Source organism: Prosthecobacter sp. (genome assembly GCF_014879935.1).
In the GTDB taxonomy this organism is placed as follows: domain Bacteria; phylum Verrucomicrobiota; class Verrucomicrobiia; order Verrucomicrobiales; family Verrucomicrobiaceae; genus Prosthecobacter.
Genome location: NZ_JACSRD010000160.1, coordinates 59460 through 85108, shown reverse-complemented (window position 1 = coordinate 85108; position 25649 = coordinate 59460). Strand labels below are relative to the sequence as shown.

Below are 25649 nucleotides of genomic sequence, written 5' to 3'. Positions count from 1 at the left end.
GTGTTTAGAACCATGATAAAGCATTTTACTCCACTCATCGCAGCGCTGGCTGCATGCCTGCTTGTCGGGTTGCTGGTCTGGCCTTCTGAAGCGCCGATTCGGTCACAGACGGATGTCGTGAAAAAAGTGGCGGTTTCGCCGAAGCCGCCAACGGCTGCATCGGTGCGGGAGCACGCAACTGCTCAGCCCCGTTTGGCCTGGGCGGCTTCTGGGAGGCTGAAGAGGCCGTTGACGGGGCTGGATGATTTGCGGTTGCCGGAGCGGGTGGACCGGTTTTGGCAGAAGCCGGTGGCAGAAACGGCTTTTGAGGAGTTTCGCCGCTGGACGGAGCATTTTGCCGCCACGGGCGCGGATGTGGAAAAGGGCGTGGAATTGGCTTTGCAGCGTCGGAGCGAGATGCTGGACCTCATCGACAAGAATCCACGCCGGGCACTGGAGCTGGCGGTGCCGGAATCGGTGCGGCAGAGGTTACCAGCAAGTGTTGTGGCCTTGCTGGAGCAGCGAATCGAGTCGCGGGGCGATCTGCTGGTGCAGGCGACGACTTCGAGCGATGGCGGCTGCCAAATCTCGCGCACGGCGACTTTGCGGGATGGGCGGGTGTTTGAGGCGCACACGTTTGGTCGTCGTGGGGCGATGCCGACTCGGGACAACATCGCGATCCATGGTGTGGCGTTGGATGGGAAACTAGCACTCGCGGATTTGCCGGGGCGTGTGTTGGAGCCGGTGGAGGTGGCGGAATGGATCGCTAATGGCGGCAAGATCGAGGGCGGCCCTGATTTGATCGGCGATACGAATCAAAGCAGCGTGGGTGATGAAGTGGTGATCGCTTGGGATGACCAGCGCATGACTCGTTACCGGAACGAACGCCAAGCGGTGGCGGCGATGATTGATGCGGAGAGCGGTGAGCAGTCCGCCGCTCCGGCGAGTGATGGCACGGACTTCGATGGGGTGGTGATGGCGAGTCCGTGGACGGAGGGACCGAAGACGCTGCTGCTCATCCGCGTGGATTTTCCGGACTTCCAAGGTCAGGTGGTGAGCGATGCCACGCTGGAGCAGCTCATCGCGGACATGAACACGCACTACGCGGCCATGTCCTCGGGCAAGACGTCCTTTGCGCTGCTGGGACAAGGCTCGGCGATCACACCGACGGTGCGGATGCCGAATAACTCATCGGCTTATGCGAGCCACACGAAGTTCAGCCGCGTGCTGACGGATGCTCGTGCGGCAGCGGCAGCGGCGGGCTACAATTACCTGAACTACACGCATGAAGTCGTCGTCATGGGGGCGACTCCGGTCGTGCCGGCCACCTCGGGCATGGCGAATGTGGGTGCCCGCGGTGCATGGGTGTATAACACGCAGTGGAACCTCAAAACCACCGGCCACGAGCTGGGGCATAACTTTGGCCTTCCACACTCCGGCGCCTGGGACACGGACGATGGCAGCGTGATCGGCCCGGGGGAGGTTTGGGATTATGGCAATGTATTCGACATGATGGGCGTGGGCAGCGCATCGGCTTCTCTTCGTCACTTCGGCGCGATGCCGAAACAGTTCCTCGACTGGATTCCGATGACCGATGTGATCAAAATCACCACGGATAGCAGCACGACCTCGCGAATCCGTGCGATGGACAAGGTGCAGGCGGATGGCAACAAGCGTGCGCTCGCGGTGGATCGTGCAGGCAGCACGGACGACTACTGGGTGGAGTATCGGCAGCTCTTTGGCACGAGTTTTGGCCTGCGCGATGGCGTCCTGGTGAACTGGGCGGACATCAATGGCGGCTATCAGCAGCCGCTGCTGCTCGACATGGCTCCAGACACCTTTCAGAAGGACGATGCGGTGCTGCCGATGGGCAAGACCTTCTCCGATACGGCGGCGGGCATTCATATCACGCCAGTGGCGCGAGGCACGGATGGGGATGGTGTGGACTGGATGGATGTGACGGTGAACCGCGGCACCTTTGTCGGCAATGCGAAGCCGACTGTGACGCTCGGCTCCTCGAACGCGAATCCGGCCGTGAACGCGAGCGTGACCTTCACCGCGACCGCGAGTGATCCGAATGGCGACACGCTGGCCTATTTCTGGGACTGGGGTGATGGCACGACCACGGCCAACAACAGCTCCACCGCCAGCAAGAGCTGGAGCACCGCCGGACTCAAAACGGTGCGCTGCATCGTCTCGGACATGAAGGGCCTCACGACGACCGCGCCGCTCCTCGTGCAGGTGGGCACCAGCAGCACTTTTTTCATCCAGGGCGTGGTGAGCACGACTCTCGGGGTGCCGATGCAGGGTGTCGTCGTGCGTGCATCACCCACGCAGAGCGCCACGACGGATGGCGATGGCTACTACGCGATCACGAGCCTCGCAGCGGGCAGCTACACGCTCACGGCGACAAAGACGGGCGCGAGCTTAGTGACGAGCGGCTTTGCGAATCCGGTGACGGTCGGTCCAAGCCAGCAGGGCAAAAATTTCCTCGCACCGCCCGGAGCGCCTGTCTTCACCGCTGCGATGAAACCGGGCCTCACGGATCAAGGATCAAGCACGGGCGCGATTCCGCTGCCGCTGGCGGATGCGGACACCGCGCTGACCTCGCTAACCTTGATCGGTGTCTCGTCCAACCAGGTCATCATTCCGGATGCGAGCATCACTTTCGGCACGTCTGGCACGGTGCGCACCATCACCGCATCAGCGGGCAGCACGGTGAGCGGCGCGGTGGACATCACCATCACAGCCACCGATCCGGAGGGGAACTCCGGCAGCTATGTGTGGCCCGTCACGGTGAATGCGAAACCCGTGCTCGCGGTGACGACGCCCACCACAGCAGAGAACACGCCCGTGGACATCGATTTGCGTGCCTTCGTCACAGATGACATCACGCCGGATGAGCAGCTCTTCTTTGAGGTGGATCGGGTGCGCAACGGCAAGATGACACTGCTTCCGGACGGCTACACCGCCCGCTTCACACCGAATCCGAACTTCAACGGCACGACCAACTATCGTCTCGTCGTTCGCGATCAGTCGCTCGGGTCAAACTTCCGCTTCCTCTACGACTTCGAGCCGCCGGACACGCACGGAGACGCCTTGAGCACGGACCAGTCGAACTTCAACCGCACCGGCACGCTGCAATCCATCAATGGCGGCACCTACGCCTACGATGCCAGCGTGCCACCCGTGCTCTCGCCGCAATCGGCCAACGCTCTCGTGCTGGCCCAGAGCGGAGCGGGCGGTGCGCGGCTGCGGCGCACGCTGACCACCTCGGATCACAATCTCAACGACGCCGACTGGACCTTCTCCGCCTGGGTGAAGCGTGGCGGCACGGACACCGAGGATTTTGTCTTCCATCTCGGTGATGGCGATGGTCATGGCACCGAGAACGAGCTGGAGCTGTTCTTTGCTTCGGGCGGCGATGTGCTGAAGCTCCAAAAGTGGGGCGCTGGCGGCTTGGAGAAAGAAATCGTGGCCTCCGACATCCCATCCGGCCAGTGGCAGCACATCACGCTCAGCTATGATCGCACCGCGACGAACACCGGCACCTTTTACCTCTACGTCGGCCAGTTCCTGCGCGGCAGTGTGACGGCGGTGACGATGAACGTGAACCAAGCCACTGCTTTGGTCGCTGGAGGCCACGCCAGCACCACAGCCAACGTGGACCGCTGGTTCGATGGCATGATGGACGAGGTGTTGTTCCAGAGCGGGCTCTCCACCCGCACGGAAATCTACAATCGCTCGCGCATGGGAGCACGGCACTACCACGGCCTGAGCGTGATCGGCAACAATCTAACCCTCACCGTCACGGGCACGAATCAAGCGCCGTCCATCGCCGCTGTCCCGGATCGTTATATGCCGGTGAATGCCTCGTCCTCGCCGGTTTCGGTGCGTTTGTCCGATGCGGAGACGGAGGCGCGGAGTCTCACGCTCACGGCGGTTTCTTCCAATCAGGCCATCATCCCGAACGCGAACATCACCGTCGGCGCAGCTCCGGCGGCGTGGACGAACACCGACATCGGCACCGTCACCACCACAGGCAGTCTCACGGAGAGCCGCGGCACCTACATCGTCAATGGCGCGGGCGCAGCAGGCATCGGCCCGGCTGCGGGCGATGCCTTCCGCTGGGTGCGGCAGAGCTTCACCGGCGATGGCGAGATCATCGCGCGTGTCGTGTCTGTGGATCACACCGCCTCCAATGCCGAAGCGGGCCTCATGATGCGCGAGTCCACTGCTGCGACCGCACGTTTCGTGAGTGTGCGTGTCACCGGCAGTGATGGCGTGAGCTTTGTGCAGCGCGCCACTGCCGCCACGGATGCCGTGGTCACGGCCACCTTGCCGCTCGCGAGCGCACCTTGCTGGCTGCGACTCGTGCGCAGCGGCAGCGGCTATTCGGCTTACTTTGCCACCGACAATGACGGAGTCGCTGGTGCGTGGCAGGCCGTCGGCACGGAGCAAACCGTCGCCTTCACCGGCACCACGCACGATATCGGCATGGCGGTGTCGAGTCGCGTGGACACCACGCTCTGCGCGGGCGTTTTCGACAACCTCGGCGGCACGGTTTTGCGCGGTGGCGAGCGCACGGTCTCGCTCACGCCCGCCGCAGGCCAGTCCGGCAGCAGCGTCATCACCCTCACTGCCAGCGATGGCTCGCTGACGGGCAACACGAGCTTCACCGTGATCGTCGATGGCGCGGCACCGACCACCACTGTCTGGAACGCCACGGCTGCTGGCACGCTGAACTGGAGCAGCGGATCGAATTGGACCGGCGGTGTGCCACCACCGAGCAGTCGCTTTTCCACCATCGCGTTCTTCACGGGTCAGACACTGGCCGCAGGCACGGTCACGTCGAATAACGACACCGTAGGCGGTCACGCGCTGAACGTGCTCACCCTCGGCGGCACAGGCCCCACCAGCGGCAGCACCACGATGACACTCGCTGGCAATGCCTTGATCCTCCGCCGCGAGTCGCTGCTTGATCCCGTGGTCAATCTCAGCGCTACCAACGGCACGGGTTTCATCTGGAACGTCAGCGCCCCCGTGACGATGGAGGACAGCACCATCTTCCAGGGTGCAGGCACCGCCACGTTCAGCTTCAGCGGCATCATCAGCGGAGCTGGGAACCTCATCAAAACAGGCACGAGCAAACTCATCCTCAGCGGCGCAAACGACTACACGGGCATCACCACCATCAGCGGCGGCATCTTGCAGATCGGTGATGACGGAGCCACCGGCTCCTTGCCTGCTGGCGCGGTGGAGAATAATGCCACGCTGCGCTTTGACCGCACTGGCACGCTGCTCGTGCCCAATGCCATCAGCGGCAGCGGCGGCGTCACCATTGATTGCCCCATCAACAACGGCACCGTCGTGCTCAGTGGCTACAACAGCTTCACCGGTGCTGTGACAGTGAACTCAGGTGCTCTGCGCATCACGAACAGCGGTGCGCTCGGCTCCACCTTCTCCACGAAGAACATTATCCTCACCAACGCCGCTGCGGGTAATCCGCAGCTCAGGCTCGATGGCAGCAGCGGAGCGGTTGATGTGCCCGCAGGCTTCATTTTCAAGATCGGCAATGCCGCCGGAGCCATCTTCAATGAGGCAGGCGACAACATCCTGCGTGGCAACATCGTGCTCACGAGCGGAGGAAACGCCGAAGGCCGTGTGTCCACCATCGCAGGCAGTCTTCGTCTCGCGGGAACCATCACCAATGACACGGCCGCTGCGCGAACCTTCGTCATTGGGGGCGCAACTGGCACCGGCCAGGTCGAAGGCCCCATCAGCGATGGCACGCTGACAGGTGGCACGGTCGCTTTGCGCAAGATCGAAAACGGCACCTGGACACTCACGGGCCCCAACACCTTCACCGGGGCCACCACGCTGAACGCAGGCACTTTGCGCATCAATGCCCCCGGCTCCTTGCACAGCAGCAGCGCTGTCACCGTGAACGCCGCCACACTCGCTGGCGATGGCATTATCGGCGGTTCCGTCACCGTCAATGCCTCCGGCCGCATCGCTCCCGGCTCCACCACGGGTTCCGCAGGCACGCTGGCCATCGGTGGTGGGCTCAACGTCACCAATATGACCACCGGCAGCGGCAAGCTCGTCTTCGAACTCGGCGCTCCCGCCGCCAGCGACAAGATCACCGTCGGCGGCACCTTCACCTTCGGCAGCGGCACCCTCGGCTTCGACGATTTCGCCTTCACCGGCCTCAGCGGACTCACCGCAGGCACTTACAAGCTCATCACCGCCACCGGCATCAGCGGCACCTTGGACGGCACCAAGCTCACCGGCACTCTCGGCGGCTTCAACGCCGCCCTGACCATCACCGGCACCGACCTCGAGATCATCCTCACACATCCCTTCACTACCTGGCAGAGCCTCAACGGCACCAGCGGCAGCATCACCGCCGACCACGACAACGACGGCGTCCCTGACGGCATCGAATACTTCCTCGGCGGCACCAGCAACACCACTGGCCAGACCGTCTTGCCCGGCATCACCAACACCAGCGGCACGCTCAGCATCACCTGGACCAAATCCGGCACCTACCTCGGCGTGTATGGCACCGATTTCGTCATCGAAACCTCCACCTCCCTCACCGGCGCGTGGACCACCGAGTCACTCGGAGGAAACGTGGCGATCACCGGCAACAACGTCACCTACACCTTCCCGAGCGGAGGCAATCGAAGGTTCGTCCGGCTCAAAGTCATCTCGCAGTGACAGAGCGTCAGACTGAATCTGCGATAACATCCACCCAAGCCATGATGAAACTTTGCGCCCTGCTTTCCACTTTGTCGCTCGCTGCATTCGCCGCCGTTCACGCTGCGGATGCCTCCAAGCCGAACATCATCTTCATCTATGCCGATGACCTCGGCTGGGGAGATGTCTCGTGTCACCATGCGGAGCCTTGGGTGAAGACGCCGAACATTGATCGCATGGCCAGCGAGGGCATCGACTTCGCGCAGTTCAACGTGCTCAGTCCCGTGTGCTCGCCAAGCCGCGTGGCCACGATGACAGGACGCTTCCCCTCACGCTATGGCATCAACAACGTCTTCAACTCGCAGACCCTCGGCCCGAAGCAGTCGGGTACGATGCCAGATTGGCTCGATCCCAGGGCACCGATGCTGCCCCGCTTCCTGAAAGCCGCCGGCTACCACACTGCCCACTTTGGAAAGTGGCACATGGGGGCTGATCCACGGCTCGCTCCCGATGCGCCGGAGATGGCCGCCTACGGGATCGACGAATCCAAGGTCTATCACGGACCGGGGCCTGGCATTGATCAGCACAAGATCGGCATTGAGGCGGCGGAGGCCATCGAGCGGATGAAAAACAAGCAGCCCTTCTTCATGAATGTGTGGCTCCACGAGTCACACACACGGCATTTTCCCACGCAGGAGTCGATGGAGCAGTTCAAGGATTTGGACCCACGCCAGCAGGTCTATGCAGCGGTCTTGCGTGAAGCCGACCTGAATGTCGGTCGTGTGCTGGATGCCTTGAAGATCACCGGCATCGATCAGAACACCATCGTGCTCTTCTCCAGCGACAACGGCCCTGCGGGAGCGCCAGTGGCCGCTGGAGACCGCACGCCGGGGCCGGATGATGGCGATATGAAAAAGGGCTTCGATGTCTTCCACAGCGTCGGCTCAGCGGGCGGATTGCGTGGTCGCAAGGGCACCCTCTACGAGGGCGGCGTGCGCACTCCGTTCATCGTGCGCTGGCCCGGCCACATCCCTGCGGGGATAAAGAACGATACGACGGCCTTTTCTGCCGTCGATCTCCTGCCAACGCTCTGCGCCGCCGCAGGTTTGAAGCTCCCTGCCGACTACCAGGGCGACGGCGAGAACCTGCTCGCGTCCTTCCATGGCAAGCCCATCCGCCGCTCGAAGCCGCTTTTTTGGAAACACTATGTCGTCGCCAAGCGCGGCGACGCCTGGCCTGCCTGGGCCATGCGTGATGGAGACTGGAAACTCCTGATGGACGAGTCAGGCCAGCGTCTTGAACTCTACGACCTCGCCAAAGATCGCGCTGAGACGAGCAATCTCAGCCAGGACAACGCCGAAACCGTGGCCCGTATGAAAGCGCAATTGCTCGACTGGATCGCTACACTGCCCAAGTCGCCCGATCCCGCCTGCGTGAGCCAAGACCACGCGACCGCCGAACCCAAAACGACCAAGCCAACCACCACCCAGCGCACCACGCCCGAGCAGCGTGCCCAGGCCTTTGCCCGCTGGGACGCGAATCACGATGAGCAGCTCACGCTCGATGAATACAAAGCCGGACTCAAAGGCCAGGATGACCTCGAAGCCCGTTTCAAGCGCTTCGACCACAATGGCGACGGCAAACTGACTGGAGAGGAGTTCACGAAGCCAACTGCGAAGTAGCCACACGGCCTGATCGTGAGAATCATCCTCACGCTGCATGCCGCTGACAGCTCACCGGCGAACATCCGCCACCAGTTTCACCTTCTCACTTCGCCGGCGGAGGTTGGATGGTGAGATGGACGATGGCTTCCAGGGCACGACTTTGCTGCACGGAGTTCATCGTGAGAAAACGATCACGCTGGCTGCCTTGGCCGTTTTTGACGGGAATGAAGCGCGTGAAGCCATCATCGAGCACTTTCACGCGTCCGGGCTCGGAGAGGCCGAAGAAGCCGCGCTCGGGATACACGGCCCACAGCACGCTGCTCTCGTCCCAGCACGGCCGGTCGTGCTCCGGGCCGCTGTGGAGCAGATAGGCCTCTTTGACGAGATGATGCGGCAGGTAGTCGAGATCACGCTGGATGACCACACGCGGAAACGGCAGCGCTTCGCCGATCTCGAAGCCGCTCCACACGATGGGCACCTCGTCGGGCCACTGATCGGCCACCGTCTGCATGTAGCCGATGCCGTTGATGACGTTCGCTTCGAGGTGGTAGTTCGTGCGGTTACAAAACGCGAACGCACCGGCCATGATCGACAGCGCTTTGACCTTCTGCTTCACCAAATCGACCCCACCGGGCGATTTGAGCAGGTTCGCCATGTTCGACGCGATGCCGACGCTGATGATCGTCACGCTATGATTCGGCTGCGCCATCAAAAGCTCGCGAATCAGCTCCACGGCGTCCTTCGCGTCCTCGTTTCGCTTCAAATCGTGCGGGTAATCCGTCGAATCAGCCAGCTTGAGGTATTTGCTCTCGCGATGCTGCGCCTTCGCATCCCGCGTCACGCCCACCGGCAGATCCGGGCGACCATGAAACGTGTTCTGCGCATCCACAAAGCTCGCCGTCAGCGGGTTGTTCTTCGACACCGTCACGCCCAGAAACTCACACGCCCCACGATCCGCCAGCGTGTGACACATCGCCAGCGCCAGCACGTCATCGACATCGCCGGTGATGTCCGTGTCGAAGAGGATGCGCGAACGTTCAGCCGCAATGGCGAATGACGAATGCAGAATGACGAATGAAATTAGAAGCAGGTGTTTCATGGATTGGGATCAGGCAGGTGCGGCAGCGTCTTGGAGTGCTCCAGCCCTCTGGAGCTTTGCGGAGGCGGGGAGACGTGCGAAAGCGCCGGAGGGACGGCGCACTCCAAAACGCTGTCGCGAAAGTGGAAAAGCCATCTTCATTTTCTCCTCCAGGTGTCCGCGAGAACGGCGGCGATGATGACCGCGCCGGTCACAACGCGCTTCATTGGTTCCGTGGCGCCGATTTGAACAAGCCCAGCTTCGAGCGTGGCGATGATGAGCACGCCCATGAAGCTTTTCACCACGCTGCCGCGTCCGCCCATCAAGCTTGTGCCGCCCACGACCACCGCTGCGATGGCGCTCAATTCGAAGCCGACACCGGCATTCGGATCAGCACTGCCGAGGCGCGAACAATTGAAAACAGCAGCGAGACCGGTCAGCGCGCCGAGCAACGCATGCGCGAGGATGCGCGGGCGATCGACGGGGACACCGGAGACGAGCGCGGCTTCGCGATTGGCACCAATGGCGAGCCAGTGACGGCCCATCGGCATCTGCGAAAGCATCACCTGCCCTGCCACGACGATGAGCACGCTGATGACGAAGGCCGGTGAAATGACGAGGCTGCCGAACGGTGCGCCGAGCGGTTCAATGGCCGCGCCGATGTATTTCGTCTGCGAATCGGTCGCGAGAAAGGCCAGGCCACGCGCCATTTCCAGCATGCCGAGCGAGACGATGAACGACGGCAGCCGCAGTTTCACGCTCACCGCGCCTGTCGTGCCGCCAATCGCACCACCGACGAGAATGCTGCCGAGCAGAGCGAGCGGGAGCGCCCAATGCCAGTCGGCCATCATCACACCGACGACCGCGCCGCACAATCCGAGCACGGAACCGACCGAAAGATCGATGCCGCCCGTCACCATCACCAACGTCATGCCCGTGGCGACGAGCGCGAGCGCCGGGATACGGTTCGCGATGTTCCCGAGCGACGCAAAACTCCAAAACGTATCCCGCAGCAGCCCGAAGAGCAGGATCATCGCCGCAAGCACGGTGAGGAGGATGAGAAAGTCGGCAAAGCGGCGCATTGAGATTATGTCCCTATTTATCCGCCACGAACCAACCGCTAATTGAGAGAGAGGCCATGGCCACCACAGCCGTGAAGACGACCCCGTAAATGCTCTCTGAAGATGTCAATTTGCCAGGACTCGAATCGGGCAGGTAAGAAGAAAGCAGCACACAAGCGATTGCGATCACTACATAGATCCAGAAGGCGTAGAATAGGCCACGCAGTAGGTGTTCGCGATAGCCTCGACGGATTCGTTGAAGGAATGCACGCATGAGTCACAAAGATCATTTCGCCACCACTTCCACCGGCGTCTGCTGATCCGCTGGCGTGGACTTGTCCTTCAAAACCTTCAGCGCGGCTTCGATGCCGAAGACGGCGAGCTGGTCGCCGTGCTGGTCGGCGGTGGCGAGGACGCGACCGTCGGCGAGGAGAGGTTTGAGCGCGGCGATGTTGTCGAAGCCGACGATCTGGATCTGACCGGCCCTGCCAGCAGCCTGCACGGCGGCGGCAGCACCGAGGGCCATGTTGTCGTTGGCGCAGAGGAGGGCTTTCACGTTGGGATTCGCGGCAAGGATGCCTGCGGCGACGGTGTTGGCCTTTTCCATCTCCCACTGGCCGCTCTGGCTGCTCACGATCTTCATTCCGGCGGCGTTCATCGCATCTTCAAAGCCCGCCTTGCGCTGCTGGCCATTGAAGGCGGTGGTCACGCCTTCGATGATGGCGACTTCATCGCCTGTGGTGAGTTTTTTTGCCAGCACCTCGCCTACCGCCTTCGCTCCGGCGCGGTTGTCGGGTCCGACGAAAGGAATGGTGAGGCCGGCCTGCTTCAGCGTGTCGGCGTCGAGCTTGTTGTCGATGTTGATGACGAGCACGCCGGCGTCCTTCGCCCGTTTCAGCACGGTGACGAGCGCCTTCGAGTCCGCCGGTGCGATGACGATGGCCTGCACCCCCTGCGCGACCATCTGCTCCACCAGTCCCACCTGCTCGGCGAGATCGGTCTCGTTCTTGATGCCGTTCACGACGAGGTCGTAGTCGGCGGCATGCGCGGCCTGATGCTTCTTCGCGCCCTCGGCCATGGTCTGGAAAAACTCATTCGCCAGCGACTTCATCACCAGCGCGACCTTCGGCTTGCCGGATGAGGGTGAGGTCGGAGGTGTGGACGGCTTGCACGAAACAAGGATCAGGGAGGCGGTCAGGAGGGAGAAAAAGAGCTTCATGGCTGGCACTGGCGATGAAACCAACGGGAGAAGCCTGCTGCAACCTTCGTTTTCGCACCCGATGAAGCCCATTCTTGCCTGCCTCATGATGATTCTTGGTCTGTCCGCCCATGCCGCCGGGCCGAATGTCATCCTCATTAACTGTGACGACCTCGGCTATGGCGATCTCGGCTGCTACGGCGCAAAGGACATCCGCACCCCGCATCTCGACCGCATGGCGGCGGAGGGCACGCGGTTCACCGACTTCAGCGTCACCTCCGCGCTCTGCACGCCCTCGCGGGCCGCACTCATGACCGGGAAGTATCCGGGCCGTGTCGGACTCGCCACCGGCGTGTTGCGTCCCGACGCGAAAAACGGTCTCGCAGGCTCCGAAACAACCCTCGCGGAGGTTTTCAAGGCTGCGGGCCACGCCACTGGCTGCATTGGCAAATGGCATCTCGGCTTCGTGAAAGGCATGCGGCCGATGGATCAGGGCTTCGACAGCTACTACGGCGTCCTCCACAACCTCGACCACTGGGAAACGGTCGTCTTTGAAAAGGAAGGCGGCATGCCCGTGCTGCGTGGCGATGCGGTGGAGAGACGCCCCGCCGTGCCCGCCGAGATGACCGCGCTCTACACCGCCGAGGCGCTGAAATTCATCGAGCAGCATCGCCAGCGGCCCTTCTTCCTCTACCTCGCCCATGCGATGCCGCACCTGCCCTTCGATGCTTCGCCAAAGTTCAAAGGCAAATCCGCACGCGGTCTCTACGGCGACGTCGTTGAAGAACTCGACGACAGCACCGGCCAGATCCTCGACAAACTCCGCGCCCTCGGCCTCGCCGGGAAGACGCTCGTCATCTTCACCAGCGACAACGGCCCCGAGCGCAAAACACCCGGCAGCGCCGCACCGCTCAGTGGCAGCAAGCACACCGTGCATGAAGGCGGCCTGCGCGTGCCCTGCCTCGCCTGGTGGCCCGAAAAAGTGCCTGCGAATCGTGTTTGCGATGAAATGCTCACCATCCTCGACCACCTCCCCACCTTCGCCCGTCTCTGCGAAACACCAACTCCCGCGAATCTTGACGGCATTGACCAACTTGACCTCTTTCTCAACGCCAACGCCCGATCCCGCCGCACCACCCTCTACTCCCTCTACGGCTACAAGGAGCGCCGCCTGGAATCCTTCCGCGAAGGCCGCTGGAAGCTCCACCTCACGCCGAAGACGATGCTCTTCGACCTCCAAACCGACCTCGCCGAGCAGCACGACGTTTCAGCGCAGCATCCCAAAACAGTGGAAAGCCTCACGCGAATGGCCGAATCCATGCGCTCATCCACGACTCCTCGCTGACATCTCCTATTCTTCGCCAACCAACCATGCGCTCCCTCATCATCCTCCCGTTCCTCGCTACCGCGGCGCTTGCTCAACAGCCCAAACCCGCGCCCACCAAGCTCGCACCTGAAGTGACCGCGTCACTCGAAGCGCATCCCGGCCTCGTTTATGCCCGCTACGGCCAGCGTGAGATGCAGCTTGATCTCTGGAAGCCGAAAACGGCCTCGCAGCCACTGCCAGCCATCATCTGCATTCACGGCGGTGGTTGGTATAAGGGCGAGCGCTCCAACATGGCGACCCTCGCTCAAGCCCTGGCCGCGAGAGGCTTCGTCGTAGCGACGATCAGCTATCGCCTGAGCGGGGAAGCGAAATTCCCCGCCGCTATTCGGGACTGCAAAGCCGCTGTGCGCTTCCTGCGAGCGAACGCGGCCCAGTTTGTCATCGACGCGAAGGCCATCGGCGTCACCGGGCTCTCCGCAGGCGGTCACCTCGCCGCGCTGCTCACCACCAGCGGCGGCGTGAAGGAACTCGAAGGCGAAGGCGGCCACGCCGATCAATCCAGCGCCGTGCAGGCCGGCATCGCCATGGGCGCGCAGAGCGATCTCGAAAGCGCCCGCATCGGCGAGCTCAGCAGCAAGCCCGACGATCCCTTCTACCGCACCTTCCTCGGCGATTCACAGGCCAAGGTCCCGCAAACCTACGCCCTCGCCTCCCCGCGTCATCACCTCGACAAAGGCGACCCTCCCCTGCTCTTCATGGCCGGCGAACTCGACGACCCCAGCACCCACGCCGACGAAACCCGCGACGACCTTGCCAAGCTCGGGATCCCCTCCGGTCTCACGCTCATCCCGCAGGCTCCCCACGCCTTCCTGGGCCAGCAAAAGGCCTTCGACACCTGCGTGAGCACCTGCGCGGAGTTTTTCACGAAGCACCTGAAGCCTTGAGCGCGCATGCCGCATTCGCCCACATTCGCACGCATCCGCGCCGAGGTCCTCCGGCTCGTCGCCTTGATCCCGGAGGGCAAGTTCACCACTTACGGCAGCATTGCGGTGCACATGAACGTGGTCGCGCGTCACGTCGCCACCGTGCTGAGCAGGCTGACGGAGGAGGAATCGAAAACGATCCCATGGCACCGCGTCGTCAGCGCTGATGCACGCATCAGCCCGAACATGGACGCGAAGCTCGCCGCGAAGCAAAAACGCCTCCTGAAGGCCGAAGGGCTGAGAATCGACCGCGCAGGCTACATCCAGGGCGCGGATGACCACTTCCATGTCGTTGGCGTCCGGCGGAACATCCGCTGGAGCGAGCTCAAGTGAGCCCGTTACCGGCTTCCAGGTTTTTTTTGGCACTGTTTCCGACGACGCCGTGAATAAACTGTGGAATGCCAGAGTCGCCTCCATCCACCGAAAGCCTCATTCTGCTGCTCACGCGGCATCAGGAGGCGTTGTTCCGCTACATCTTCAGCCTCGTGCCGGTGGAGGCGGATGCACGCGACATTTTGCAGGAGACGAGCGTGGCGCTGTTCCGGAAGTTTGACCAGTATGACACCACGCGGCCTTTCCTGCCGTGGGCGTATCGCTTCGCGTATCTTCAGGTGCAGAAGCATCGCGAGAAGTCGGCGCGCTCGCCGCTGCTTTTCAGCGAGGATGTGATCGACCTCATCGCCCATGAGCGCACGCACATTGAACCGCAGCTCGATGAACGCCTGCGCCTGCTCGACGGCTGCCTCGCCAAACTCACGCCGAAGGACAAGGAACTCGTCACCAGCCGCTACGCCTTGCGCCAGAATGCGGAGGAGATGATGCAGCGCTTCGACATGAGCCGCCGCACGCTGTTTCGGAACCTGGAGATGCTCCGCCAGCGCCTGCACGAATGCGTCACACGCCAGCTTCAAACGGAGGGCCTCGCATGAACCCACACACACCGAGTTCTGGCGAACGCGCCTACAGCAGGCGCAATCGCCAGATTGCGGCAAGCGCATCGCAAGCACCATGAATCTCGAAACCCTCATCCACACCCAGCTAGACGGCGAAATCACGCCCGAGCAGCACGCGCAGCTCGAAAACCGCCTGCGCGAGGACTGGCAGGCGCGTCGGCTTTACCTCGAACTTGCCGACCAACACGCGCGACTGCTCCAGCAGCCGCAGATCGCCACGGGCAGGCTGCCGGGTCAGGCATCTGGGATCCAGGCGTCACGACGTTGGCAGAGATTGATCGTTCCGCTCGCTGCGGCGGCGATTGTCGTGGCGGCTTTCATCTCCTGGCCGCGTGAAACAGCCGTCGTCGAAGCCACGTCGAACGGCGTGGCGATCCTGAGCCAGACTCTGGACGCCGAGTTCGCGAACAAGACGCATCGCAGCGGGGAGACCCTCGCTCCAGGCACACTGAAACTCGCCAAGGGCCTGGCGCAGATCGAATTCTTCAGTGGCGCGACCGCCTTGATCGAAGGCGCGGCCGAGTTGGAAGTCATCTCCGCCTGGGAGGCACGTTGCATCCGCGGCCGTGTGCGTGTGCATGTGCCGCCAGCGGCAAAGGGCTTCCTCATGCATGCGCCGGGCATGAAGCTCGAAGACCTCGGCACCGAGTTTGCGCTGAACGTGAAGGACGGCGCCAGCGCGGTGCATGTGTTCGAGGGCGAGGTGATCGCGCACACGGACAAGCCGCCAGCGAGCCTGAGGCAGGGCATGACGCTCGGCAGCACGCAGACGGATTTTTTGCCCGCGGGCGAATTGCAGAGCCTCGTGAAGCAACGCTCCGCGCAGCGATTTGACGACTGGCAAAAGTGGTCGCTCGAAACGCGCAAAGACCCGCGCCTCATCGCCTACTACACCTTCAAGCACTGGCCGGACGACCGCTGGGACCGCCTGGTGAACAACTTCACCGAGCCGCGTCGTCCGAATCGAGCTGGCGGGGCCGTCGGTGCCCGTTGGACGCAAGGACGCTGGCCGGAGAAAGAGGCGCTGGAGTTCAAACGCCCGGGTGACCGCGTGCGCCTGAGCCTCGACGGCAGCTACACTGCGCTAACGCTCGCCTGCTGGGTGAAGGTGGACAGCGTGGACAAAAAGTACAACTCGCTGCTGCTCACCGACGGCTACGACAATGGCGAGCCACACTGGCAGATCTACGAGGACGGCAGCCTGATGTTCTCGATCATGTATCGCCCCGCCGACGCATCGAAGGGCGCAAAACACAACCAGATGTATTTCAGCAAGCCTGTGTTCACCGCCGACAGCCTCGGCCGCTGGCATCACCTTGCCGTCACCTACCACAACCAAAGCGGTCGCGTGATCCAATACTTCGACGGCAGCGAGGTCAGTCGCGAAATCTCCATGCTGCATCAGGCCGGTCGTCCCATCACCTTCGGCCCCTGCGAGATCGGAAACTGGGGACTGCCCACCGAAGGCCACCAGTTTCCCATCCGAAATCTCAACGGGGCGATCGATGAGTTCGCGATCTACAGCGCTGCCCTCGACGCAGAGGATGTGAAGGCCCTGTTCGAGGCGGGAAAGGTCGAGTGAACCTTTTTTGGCACTGAATGATCGCATCACGGGAAAAGCAAAGAACCCTCGTCTGCATCGTTCCCCTCCCATGATTGGCAAAGCCACCCTCGTCGCCTTTTTGACCACGTCTGCGCTCCACGCTCAGGATGCGGAGCAGCTCTTTGTCCGCCGCGTGTCGCCGTTGTTTCAGGAGAAATGCCTCGCCTGCCATGGGAACGACGAAAAGAAGATCAAGGCGGACTACGACATGCGCACGCTCGAGAGCGCCATCAAGGGTGGCGAGAGCGGCGTGAAGGCCCTTGTGCCCGGCAAGCCGGACGAAAGCCCGCTTTATCTCGCCTCGACGCGACAGCATGAAGACTGGGAGCCGATGCCGCCGAAGGAGGCGGATCAACTCAAGTCCGAGCAGCTCGCGTGGATCAAGGAATGGATCGCTGGCGGTGCACCGTGGCCCGATGAGGCGAAAAGAAACGCCATCGCAAAGGCGAGCGCCGACAAGTGGAGTGCGGAAGACGGCATCACGGTGAAGGTGAAAGGTGCTTTGACGCCTGAGTGGGCCAATCGGCGCTACAAGCCGGATTCGTTGTGGGAATACCAGCCGGTGAAGAAGCCCGTAATCCGCATGACGAAGGATGAACATCCGGTGGATGCGCTGCTCGAGGTGAAGGAGCCTGCGCCGGAGGCGGATGCTCGGACGCTAATCCGCCGAGCTACTTTTGATCTCACGGGGCTGCCGCCGACTCCGGAGGAGGTGGCGGCGTTTGAGTCTGACTGGTCAGACGTGTCAGACCGGTCCGACGCGTGGCTGCGTTTGATCAACCGGCTCCTCGAATCCCCCCACTACGGCGAACGCATGGCCCGCCACTGGCTGGATGTCGTGCGCTACGCGGACAGCAGCGGTTTCGCGAACGACTACGAGCGCGGCAATGCCTGGCGCTACCGCGACTACGTCGTGCGGAGCTTCAATGCGGACAAACCCTTCGATCAGTTCATCGTCGAGCAGATCGCAGGAGATGAGATGCAGCCGAATGATCCTGAAAAGCTCATCGCGACGGGCTTTCTGCGCATGGGGCCGTGGGAGCTGACAGGCATGGAAGTCGCCAAGGTCGCGCGGCAGCGGTTTCTCGATGATGTGACGAATTCGGTCGGTGAGACGTTCCTGGCGCACTCGCTGCAATGCGCGCGTTGCCACGATCACAAGTTCGATCCGGTGCCCACGCATGATTACTACTCGATCCAGGCCTGTTTCGCGACCACACAGCTCACCGAGCGTGAAGCACCGTTTTTGAAGTCGGAGAACACGAGCGGCTTTGAGGAGAAAAAGTATCTCGAAGCCCGTCGCGCCGAGCATCTGGCCGTTTTGAAGTCGCTCGACGAAAAACTGCTCCAAAATGCGGCGAAGTGGTTCACCGAGAAAAAGATCGACCCGGCGAAATGGAATACCGCGGTGGCGCAGGCGAAGCAAGGCGGCGGCAAGAATGCCAAAAAGGGCTTCTCGGATGTGTTTGGTGCCGCGCGGCAGATCCTCACCAAGCAGGGCGTGCCGGAAGATCAGTATCCGCCGAAGCTCGTCGGTTTTGAACCGCAGGACTTCGGCAACGAGCGTGTGGCCCGCAAAGGCCTCGAACGTCTGAAGTGGGAGATGGAGCGCTACGAGCCCTTTGCTTTCAGCGTCTATAATGGCGTCACCGTGCCGATGGTGAACGTTTACCAGCCTCTCCGCATGCCCGGCGACCGCATGAAGAACGGCGAACTCGAACAAACCGCCATCCTCGGAGGCGGTGATCCGTTTTCACCGACGACAAAAGTGAAGCCCGGCGTGCTTTCCATCCTCGGCAGCATCGAGTTCCCCGAAGCGGTCGAAGGCCGACGCACCGCGCTCGCGAATTGGATCGCGAGCAAGGACAACCCGCTCACGACGCGCACCTTTGTGAACCGCCTGTGGCTCTGGCATTTCGGTCAGGCCATCGCGGGCAATCCGAACAATTTTGGCAGCACCGGCAAGAAGCCCACGCATCCCGAACTGCTCGATTTTCTCGCCGCGACGCTGGTGGAGAAGGGTTGGAGCGTGAAGGAGATGCACCGGCTGATCATGACGAGTGCTGCGTATCGTAGAACGAGCTTCCAAGCTCGTTCATCTGACGAACTTGGAAGTTCGTCCTACGCCACTTTCAAGCCGCGCCGCCTCATGGCCGAGGAGCTGCGGGATGCGATGCTGAGCATCACGGGCGAGCTGAATCCGACGCTCGGTGGCATTCCGAACCGGCCGGAGATCAACATCGAGGTGGCGATGCAGCCGCGCATGGTGATGGGGACGTTTGCGGCCGCGTGGGTGCCGAATCCGCTGCCGCAGCAGCGACATCGCCGCAGTTTGTATGCGCTGAAAATACGCGGGCTGCGCGATCCTTTCATGGAGGTCTTCAACGAGCCCGCGCCGGACTTTTCCTGCGAAGCCCGCGAAGTCTCCACCGTCACGCCGCAGGTGTTCAGCCTCTTCAACGGCCAGGCGAGCTATGATCGGGCCTTGGCACTCGCGAATCGCGTTTTGAAGGAAAAAGCTGCCGATCCGATCTCGCGAGTGTTTGAGCTCACGTTTGGTCGCAAACCATCGACGGGCGAAAAAGCCGCCTGTGAGGCGCATTGGCGGCAAATGGAGGCCAAACAGGCGAAATTGACGTTTTTGAGGCCAAAGCCGCCGCTCGAAGTGCGCCGTGAAGCCGTGGAGGAGAACACCGGTGAGAAATTCAGCTTCCAGGAAAAGCTCCCCGGCTACGCCGACTTCGTTCCCGACCTTCAACCGGCTGATTGCGATGCGAAAACACGTGCCTTGGCCGATGTCTGCCTTGTGCTGCTGAACTCGAACGAATTCGCCTACCTTTACTGAGCCATGAAAACCTCCTTGTTCCCCTGCTCCGGTGGTCGTGCGCTGCATGCGCCCACGCGGCGTGAGTTTGTGTATGGACTCGGCACCTCGCTCGGCAGCGTGGCTTTGACCTCGTTGCTCGCCGCAGAACAAAAAGGGCCGCTGGCTCCCAAGCAGCCGATGGTTCCAGCGAAAGCGAAGAACTGCATCTTCCTCATGATGGAGGGCGGGCCGAGCCACATCGACTGCTTTGATCCGAAGCCGGCGCTCGAAAAGCTCCATCTGAAAGAGTTTGTGCGTGAGGGAAAGATGAAGTCGGCGATGGAGAGCGGGAAGCGCTACTATGTGAGGTCACCGTTCGCTTTCGCGCAGCATGGTCAAAGCGGAGCCTGGATGAGCGAGCCGTGGCAGCATCTGGCGAAAGTAGCCGATGAACTTTGCTTCTATCGCGGCTGTCAGGTCGATTCGGTGAATCATCCCACCGCGATGTATCAAATGAACTGCGGCAACCGCTTTGGCGGCGATCCTGCCATCGGTTCATGGGTGACCTATGGCCTCGGCTCGGTGAATCAGGATCTGCCGGGCTTCATCGTGCTGCCGGAGATCAGCTACCCGCAGGGTGGCAGCGCGAACTGGGGCAATGGCTACCTGCCCGCGCATTATCAAGGCACCGCGTTGCGCTCCAAAGGATCGCCCATCCTCGATTTGCAACCGCCGAAAGGCATCACACCGGAGCATCAGCGGGCCAACCTCGACCTGCTGGGCAAATTAAACGCCAAGCACGCCGAAGAGCATCCCGGGCATGACGAGCTGAAGGCCCGCATGAACAACTACGAACTCGCCTTCCGCATGCAGATGCAGGTGCCGGAGGTCATCGATCTCGAAAACGAGGATGCGAACACCAAAGAGCTCTACGGCATCGGCAAGGACGCCACGGACGCGTTTGGCCGCAAATGCCTGCTCGCCCGTAAACTCGTCGAAAAGGGCGTGCGCTTCGTGCAGCTCTACAACGGCACCTGGGACAGTCACGACTACATCGAGCGGGCGCACGGCAATCTCATCCGCGGCGTGGACCAGCCCATCGCCGCACTCATCACCGATTTGAAACAACGCGGCCTGCTCGATGACACGCTCATCGTGTGGTGCGGTGAATTTGGTCGCACACCGGACAATGGCGTGCGTGGTGGCACCGCCTACGGTCGCGATCACAATCCGAAGGCGATGACCATCTGGATGGCCGGCGGTGGCTGCAAAGCCGGTCACAGCATCGGTGCCACCGATGATCGCGGCATGGAAGCCATCGAAGAGGTGCATCACGTGCGCGATTTGCACGTCACGCTGCTGCGCCTGCTCGGTCTCGATGACAACAAGCTCACTTTTTACCACGGCGGCCGCTTCAAGCAGCTCTCGCAGATCGGGGGGCAGGCGATCGACAAGTTGATTGCGTGAAGGCTCCTGCGGGGAACGTTTTCACCGATCATCATGAAGAAAGTTCTCGCTCTCATCCTGCTGGGTGCCCTTGCCGGGGCCGCCTGGGTGGCATTGAAACCAAAACAGGCAGCCTCGACGCCACTGATGGTGTTTTGCGCAGCCGGATTGAAGAAGCCCGTCTCGGAAATCGCCGAGGCGTTTCAAAAAGAAACCGGAACCGAGGTGCGGCTGCAATTTGGGGGCACCGGAACGCTGTTGAGCCAGCTCCGCGTGGCCAAACAGGGTGACTTGTTCATCGCTGCTGATGACGGGGCGCTGGCGGATGCACGGAAGACCGGAACGACTCAAGAGGAGTTTCAACTGGTGAAGCAGAAGCCGGTGCTGGCAGTGGCAAAGGGCAATCCCAAGGGTCTCACAAGTCTGGCCTCTTTGAAACAGAACGGCATCAAGCTGGCGCTGCCAAATCCCGAGGCGGCCAGCATCGGACGTGTGACGCAGCGGTTGCTGGGAGCGGAATGGACGGCGCTGGCGGAGAAAGCGGCCGTGATGAAGCCCACTGTCACTGAAATCGCGGCGGACTTGTCCCTGGGAGCGGTGGATGCGGCTATTGTCTGGGACTCGACGGTGCCGCAGTTCAAGGACCTTGAAGCGGTGATGATGCCTGAACTGGCGAAGCATGCGGAGTTCGCCACCGCCGCAGTGCTGGGAACCAGCAAACAGCCTCCGCTGGCGATGCAGTTCGCCCGCTACATGACCGCCCCGGAGAAAGGGTCCGCCGTCTTCACCCAGCATGGATTCACTGCTGTCCCGGGTGACAAATGGGCACTGCGCCCTGACTTGATCCTCTACAGTGGCAGTGTTAACCGCCGGGCGATCGAGGACGTGCTGAAGGAGTTCGCCGGGCGTGAAGGCATCACCGTCACCACCACCTACAACGGATGCGGCATTCTGTGTGCAGCCATGAAAACGATGGGGGACAGCAGCAATCCGAAGTTCCCGGATGTGTACTATGCCTGCGACGTGTGTTTTGTGCCGCCCGTGGCGAAGGAGTTCCCCGAAGCGGTGATCCTCACCGAGGCGGAAATTGTGATCGCAACGCCGAAAGACAATCCCCATGGCATTCGCACGCTGGCAGACCTGGCAAAACCCGGCCTGCGTGTGGGCTTGTGCAATGCAGAGCAGTCCACGCTGGGCTTCCTGACACACTCCATTCTCAAGTCGATGAACCTGCTGGAGAGCGTGACCCGAAACGCCTCCTCGCAGGTGCCGACGGGCGATTTTCTGGTGAACCAGATGCGGACGGGCTCACTGGATGCGGTGGTCGTGTATCGAATCAATCTTCAAGCGAAGCCGGATGAGTTTGCGGTGATTCCATTGCCCGCCGACAAGGCGAAGGCGCTACAGCCTTTCGCTGTGCGCCAGGACTCACCTTACCAGCAGATGGGCCGCCGCCTGCTGACGTTTTTGCGTGGACACCGCGAGAGCTTTGAAGAAGCGGGGTTTGTGTGGAAGGGCGATGCCACGGCGATCAAGAGCAGCGACATTGTGCTGCCTGACTGGCTGAAACAGTGACGGCAGGCACGAACCACCATCAGCCTAGCTGCACCACCTGCTGAAGCCCGGCCGACAACAATTCCTGCTGCCAGTTCATCAGGTGAAGCTCGGGATTGCCATGAATGACCAGTTCCTCGATCGTGCCACGGGAGCCAAGCAACGAAGGCTCGATTTCGAGCTTCTGCGCGACGGTCTCGCGATAAGCGCAGAGCTTGTCGATCTGATCACGCTGCGCGTCGCTCAGCCGGCCCTTGGTCTTTTTGGGGCGTGCGGGCCATGATGCAGGATCGGACGAGGTCACGGCGACAACGATGTCGTGAAATTCCTTTTTCCAACGCGGACGCCAGCCGTTCGGTGGATTCAACGGATGGCCGGCCTCAAACTGCTCCGCGTAGGCGGTCATCTGCTTGTTGGACATGATCTTGAAGCAGGGCAGATCGCGTTCTTTGGCAATTCCTTCGCGCCACTCCCAAAGTCCCTTCAGAAGAGCAAGGCCGCGTGGATGGAGGCGACCACAGCCCTGCACCCGCCAAGGATCTTCACGCGCCGCAGTGTCCCGTGCAGCGACATCTTCCTGCAGTGCCGAACAGCTCTGATGGAACCAGGATTCCCGGCCTTTTTCACGAAGTTCGGCGACAAACTTGTCTGCGATGGGAAGCAGATAGCGCACGTCATCGACGGCATAGGAAAGCATGTTCGGAGGCAGAGGCCGACGGCTCCAGTCTGCTTTCTGCGAAGCTTTGCACAGCTCCAGGTCGAAAACATTCTTCACGAGCGCCGCCAGACCGAACTGACGCGCACCCAGCAGACGGGCGGCGATCTGGGTGTCACGAACCACCTTCGGACTCCAGCCATACGTGCGACGCAGCATCGTGAGGTCATAATCAGCGCCGTGGAACCACAATTCATGGCTGTCGAGCAGATCGAGCAGCGCAGAAACATCTGTGATGGCGAGTGGATCGACAAGCGCATAGCGACCAGCACAGTTCACCTGAAGCAGGCAGAGCTTTTCGTGATAGTGATGAAGGCTGTCGGCCTCGGTGTCCAGGCAGCATCGCTGGTCAGGACTTGCCGCGAGCCAACGACGCATCTGGTCGAGCCAGCTTTCAAGATGCGCGGGTGTGTCGATAAACTCGTAATCCGCGGTGATGGGAGCATCCGCTGTCATTTCAGCCCGGTCAGAAGGATTTCGGCGTTGTTGCTGGTGCGATTGATATTTCGGATCAGCGCCTCAAGGGCTTCGACAGCAGGGATCGCCGCAAGCTGCTTCCGCACCTGACTGATGCGACGGAACTCATCCGGATGGTAGAGCAGGTCATCTCGGCGGGTCCCCGACTTGAGCACATGAAGCGCCGGGAAAATGCGACGCTCGGAGATTTCACGATCCAGCGTGGCCTCCATGTTGCCCGTTCCTTTGAACTCCTCGAAGATGACCTCGTCCATGCGACTTTCCGTCTCGATGAGTGCCGTGGCGATGATGGTGAGACTGCCGCCTTCCTCGACATTGCGGGCGGCTCCGAAGAATTTTTTCGGCTTCTGCAGAGCCTTGGTTCCGACACCTCCGGACATGACAGCTCCCTTGCCCCCCTGCATGGCGTTATAGCCACGTGCAAGGCGGGTGATGCTGTCCAACAGGATGACAACGTCTTTTTTCAACTCAACCAAGCGACAGGCACGTTCACGCACGATCTCCGCGACCTGACTGTGCCGCTTGGGGCTTTCATCAAAGGTGGAGCTGTAGATCTCGCACCCCTGGACGGTTTCCTCAAAATCGGTGACCTCCTCGGGACGCTCGTCCAGCAACAGCACGATGAGGGTAATCTCCTTGTGATTCTGCGAGATGGATTTGGCGATGTCTTTGAGGATCACAGTTTTGCCCGAACGTGGTGGGGCGCAGATGAGGCCGCGCTGGCCTTTGCCGAGGGGGGCCACGATGTCGAGGATCCGGGAACTGAGAGCGCAGGGCTTCGGTGTCTCCAAAATGATCCGTTTGTTTGGGAAGGTCGCCGTCAGTTTGTCGAACTCAGTTGGCGGCTCCCACTCTTCGATCGGAATCCCCTCGACCTCACTGATACGATCAATGGCGATGTACTTGTCCTTGTCTTTCGGCGCTTTGGCGTAACCGGCAATTCGCTGACTCGGACGCAGGTTGAACTTCCGTACCAGGAAGAGGGGCACAAACACGTCCTCCGGAAGTGGGGCGAAACTGTATTTTGGATACCGGATCAGCCCGAAATTGTCGGTGCCAATTTCCAGTACTCCCTCGACCTTCAGGCGAGTGCGGTGCTCAGCCAGCCAGGAACATAGGTCGTAGATCAGTTGGTGCTTGCTACGGCTGGCGTTGAGCCGGAAGCCAACCGTATCCGCCAGTTTCTGAAGATCGGCGAGGGAGGCTTCCTGGAGATCGTTGATCGAGACTTCCTGCGGAAAAGGCGGCTGGGCACCTTCGGATTTTGCGTTTTCATCCGCCACAGACGTGTTTTGAGCCGCGACCTCGGCAGTCGGCTGGACTGCCTCAACAGGTTGCGGTTTTACCGACGCCGAAGCAGACGCAACGTCGGACGCTGCTGGAGATTCAATGTTTTCTTCGTTCATGCTTGCAAGAGAGGACTTGCCAGCGTCAGCACCTGGGCTTCAAGAGAGGCCAGACTGCCGTCATTCCAAATGACCGCGTCTGCTCTTTCAACCTTGGCTTCGATGGGCCATTGGGCCGCCAGGAACTGGTGAACGGTCTGTTCGTCGAGACCCCGGTTTTCCATCATCCGCCGGACTTGCACCGACCGGCTGGAAGCCACCACGATGACGAAGTCTGCTGAAACTGTGGCGCCAATCTCATAGTGCAGAGGAACTTCCGCAAGGAAAAGATTCCTCCCTTCCGCCGCAGCAACAGATCGGGCTGATTCCAAGGCTTCCAGCACCGGAGGGTGTAGAACGCTCTCCAGCCGGGCACGGAGCAGCGGATCAGGCAACACTACTTCCCTCAACCATTCGCGATTCACCCCGCCACCATTGGAATTGAGCACTCCCTTCCCAAACACCAACGCCAGTTCCTTCTCGACCAATGGTTTCTTCAGCAGTTCAGCCACAATGACGTCTGCCGAAAATGAGACCAGGCCAAGGCTGAGAGTCGCCAGTTTGTTGATGACTTGGCTTTTCCCACAGCCAATACCACCGGTGATCACCCAGGATTTCATGATGCCACGAAGAATACTTGTAACGGAACAAGAAAATCGGGCAGAGGTCACACCTCTGCCCGATAATTGGTAGGACACATCGACCAAATTCAATATCA

Annotated in this window: 16 protein-coding genes; 10 read left to right on the top strand and 6 right to left on the bottom strand. The window is 61.4% G+C overall.

The features are described from left to right. The first annotated feature begins 12 nt into the window (after positions 1 to 12). The gene (locus tag IAE77_RS15520; protein WP_294228089.1) at positions 13 to 6702 is read left to right on the top strand and encodes an autotransporter-associated beta strand repeat-containing protein; all 6690 of its coding nucleotides are present in this window, start codon (positions 13 to 15) and stop codon (positions 6700 to 6702) included. 41 nt (positions 6703 to 6743) lie between these two features. After that, positions 6744 to 8363: a sulfatase-like hydrolase/transferase gene (locus IAE77_RS15515; protein WP_294228088.1), complete on the top strand. Its 1620-nt coding sequence runs from the start codon at positions 6744 to 6746 to the stop codon at positions 8361 to 8363. Between the two features lie 85 nt (positions 8364 to 8448). Here IAE77_RS15515 and IAE77_RS15510 read toward each other — a convergent pair whose 3' ends face one another. From IAE77_RS15510 to IAE77_RS15500, 3 genes are all read right to left on the bottom strand, one after another. After that, positions 8449 to 9444 carry a nucleoside hydrolase gene (locus tag IAE77_RS15510; protein WP_294228086.1) on the bottom strand — a complete coding sequence of 332 codons (996 nt, stop codon included), beginning with the start codon at positions 9442 to 9444 and terminating at the stop codon, positions 8449 to 8451. A 137-nt stretch (positions 9445 to 9581) separates the two neighbouring features. Further along, a complete protein-coding gene (locus IAE77_RS15505; protein WP_294228084.1) occupies positions 9582 to 10505 on the bottom strand; it encodes an ABC transporter permease in 924 nt (307 codons plus the stop codon). A 265-nt stretch (positions 10506 to 10770) separates the two neighbouring features. After that, positions 10771 to 11703, bottom strand: coding sequence for a sugar ABC transporter substrate-binding protein (locus IAE77_RS15500; protein ID WP_294228082.1), 933 nt, complete (start codon positions 11701 to 11703; stop codon positions 10771 to 10773). Between the two features lie 61 nt (positions 11704 to 11764). Between IAE77_RS15500 and IAE77_RS15495 the strand changes: the two genes are divergently transcribed. From IAE77_RS15495 to modA, 8 genes are all read left to right on the top strand, one after another. After that, a complete protein-coding gene (locus IAE77_RS15495; protein WP_294228080.1) occupies positions 11765 to 13027 on the top strand; it encodes a sulfatase in 1263 nt (420 codons plus the stop codon). 26 nt (positions 13028 to 13053) lie between these two features. Then, positions 13054 to 13953 carry an alpha/beta hydrolase gene (locus IAE77_RS15490; RefSeq protein ID WP_294228077.1) on the top strand — a complete coding sequence of 300 codons (900 nt, stop codon included), beginning with the start codon at positions 13054 to 13056 and terminating at the stop codon, positions 13951 to 13953. A 6-nt stretch (positions 13954 to 13959) separates the two neighbouring features. Next, a complete protein-coding gene (locus IAE77_RS15485) occupies positions 13960 to 14325 on the top strand; it encodes an MGMT family protein (RefSeq protein WP_294228075.1) in 366 nt (121 codons plus the stop codon). A gap of 65 nt (positions 14326 to 14390) precedes the next feature. Then, positions 14391 to 14921 (top strand): sigma-70 family RNA polymerase sigma factor, encoded by a 531-nt coding sequence (locus tag IAE77_RS15480; RefSeq protein WP_294228073.1) that lies wholly within the window; start codon positions 14391 to 14393, stop codon positions 14919 to 14921. Between the two features lie 79 nt (positions 14922 to 15000). After that, positions 15001 to 16527 carry a LamG-like jellyroll fold domain-containing protein gene (locus IAE77_RS15475; protein ID WP_294228070.1) on the top strand — a complete coding sequence of 509 codons (1527 nt, stop codon included), beginning with the start codon at positions 15001 to 15003 and terminating at the stop codon, positions 16525 to 16527. Positions 16528 to 16597: 70 nt separating this feature from the next. Next, entirely contained in the window at positions 16598 to 19393 is a 2796-nt protein-coding gene (locus tag IAE77_RS15470) for a PSD1 and planctomycete cytochrome C domain-containing protein (protein WP_294228068.1), read from the top strand. A gap of 3 nt (positions 19394 to 19396) precedes the next feature. Then, entirely contained in the window at positions 19397 to 20821 is a 1425-nt protein-coding gene (locus tag IAE77_RS15465; RefSeq protein ID WP_294228066.1) for a DUF1501 domain-containing protein, read from the top strand. 33 nt (positions 20822 to 20854) lie between these two features. Next, positions 20855 to 22375 (top strand): molybdate ABC transporter substrate-binding protein, encoded by a 1521-nt coding sequence (gene modA, locus IAE77_RS15460; protein ID WP_294228064.1) that lies wholly within the window; start codon positions 20855 to 20857, stop codon positions 22373 to 22375. A gap of 19 nt (positions 22376 to 22394) precedes the next feature. Here modA and IAE77_RS15455 read toward each other — a convergent pair whose 3' ends face one another. The 3 genes from IAE77_RS15455 to coaE are packed head-to-tail and all read right to left on the bottom strand — an operon-like array spanning position 22395 to position 25551. Continuing rightward, complete coding sequence (locus tag IAE77_RS15455) at positions 22395 to 23525, bottom strand: ribonuclease D (RefSeq protein WP_294228060.1); 1131 nt, start codon at positions 23523 to 23525, stop codon at positions 22395 to 22397. Next, positions 23522 to 24952, bottom strand: coding sequence for a transcription termination factor Rho (rho, locus tag IAE77_RS15450; protein WP_294228055.1), 1431 nt, complete (start codon positions 24950 to 24952; stop codon positions 23522 to 23524). Before rho ends, IAE77_RS15455 begins: the two co-directional genes overlap by 4 nt. Further along, on the bottom strand, positions 24949 to 25551 hold the full coding sequence (gene coaE, locus IAE77_RS15445; protein WP_294228049.1) for a dephospho-CoA kinase: 603 nt from the start codon (positions 25549 to 25551) through the stop codon (positions 24949 to 24951). The genes rho and coaE overlap by 4 nt, the downstream gene beginning before the upstream one ends. Positions 25552 to 25649 lie beyond the last annotated feature (98 nt).

Coding starts and splice junctions, on each gene's coding strand:
- IAE77_RS15520 (WP_294228089.1), top strand. CDS start 13: ATGATAAAGCATTTTACTCCACTCATCGCAGCGCTGGCTGCATGCCTG.
- IAE77_RS15515 (WP_294228088.1), top strand. CDS start 6,744: ATGATGAAACTTTGCGCCCTGCTTTCCACTTTGTCGCTCGCTGCATTC.
- IAE77_RS15510 (WP_294228086.1), bottom strand. CDS start 9,444: ATGAAACACCTGCTTCTAATTTCATTCGTCATTCTGCATTCGTCATTC.
- IAE77_RS15505 (WP_294228084.1), bottom strand. CDS start 10,505: ATGCGCCGCTTTGCCGACTTTCTCATCCTCCTCACCGTGCTTGCGGCG.
- IAE77_RS15500 (WP_294228082.1), bottom strand. CDS start 11,703: ATGAAGCTCTTTTTCTCCCTCCTGACCGCCTCCCTGATCCTTGTTTCG.
- IAE77_RS15495 (WP_294228080.1), top strand. CDS start 11,765: ATGAAGCCCATTCTTGCCTGCCTCATGATGATTCTTGGTCTGTCCGCC.
- IAE77_RS15490 (WP_294228077.1), top strand. CDS start 13,054: ATGCGCTCCCTCATCATCCTCCCGTTCCTCGCTACCGCGGCGCTTGCT.
- IAE77_RS15485 (WP_294228075.1), top strand. CDS start 13,960: ATGCCGCATTCGCCCACATTCGCACGCATCCGCGCCGAGGTCCTCCGG.
- IAE77_RS15480 (WP_294228073.1), top strand. CDS start 14,391: ATGCCAGAGTCGCCTCCATCCACCGAAAGCCTCATTCTGCTGCTCACG.
- IAE77_RS15475 (WP_294228070.1), top strand. CDS start 15,001: ATGAATCTCGAAACCCTCATCCACACCCAGCTAGACGGCGAAATCACG.
- IAE77_RS15470 (WP_294228068.1), top strand. CDS start 16,598: ATGATTGGCAAAGCCACCCTCGTCGCCTTTTTGACCACGTCTGCGCTC.
- IAE77_RS15465 (WP_294228066.1), top strand. CDS start 19,397: ATGAAAACCTCCTTGTTCCCCTGCTCCGGTGGTCGTGCGCTGCATGCG.
- modA (WP_294228064.1), top strand. CDS start 20,855: ATGAAGAAAGTTCTCGCTCTCATCCTGCTGGGTGCCCTTGCCGGGGCC.
- IAE77_RS15455 (WP_294228060.1), bottom strand. CDS start 23,525: ATGACAGCGGATGCTCCCATCACCGCGGATTACGAGTTTATCGACACA.
- rho (WP_294228055.1), bottom strand. CDS start 24,952: ATGAACGAAGAAAACATTGAATCTCCAGCAGCGTCCGACGTTGCGTCT.
- coaE (WP_294228049.1), bottom strand. CDS start 25,551: ATGAAATCCTGGGTGATCACCGGTGGTATTGGCTGTGGGAAAAGCCAA.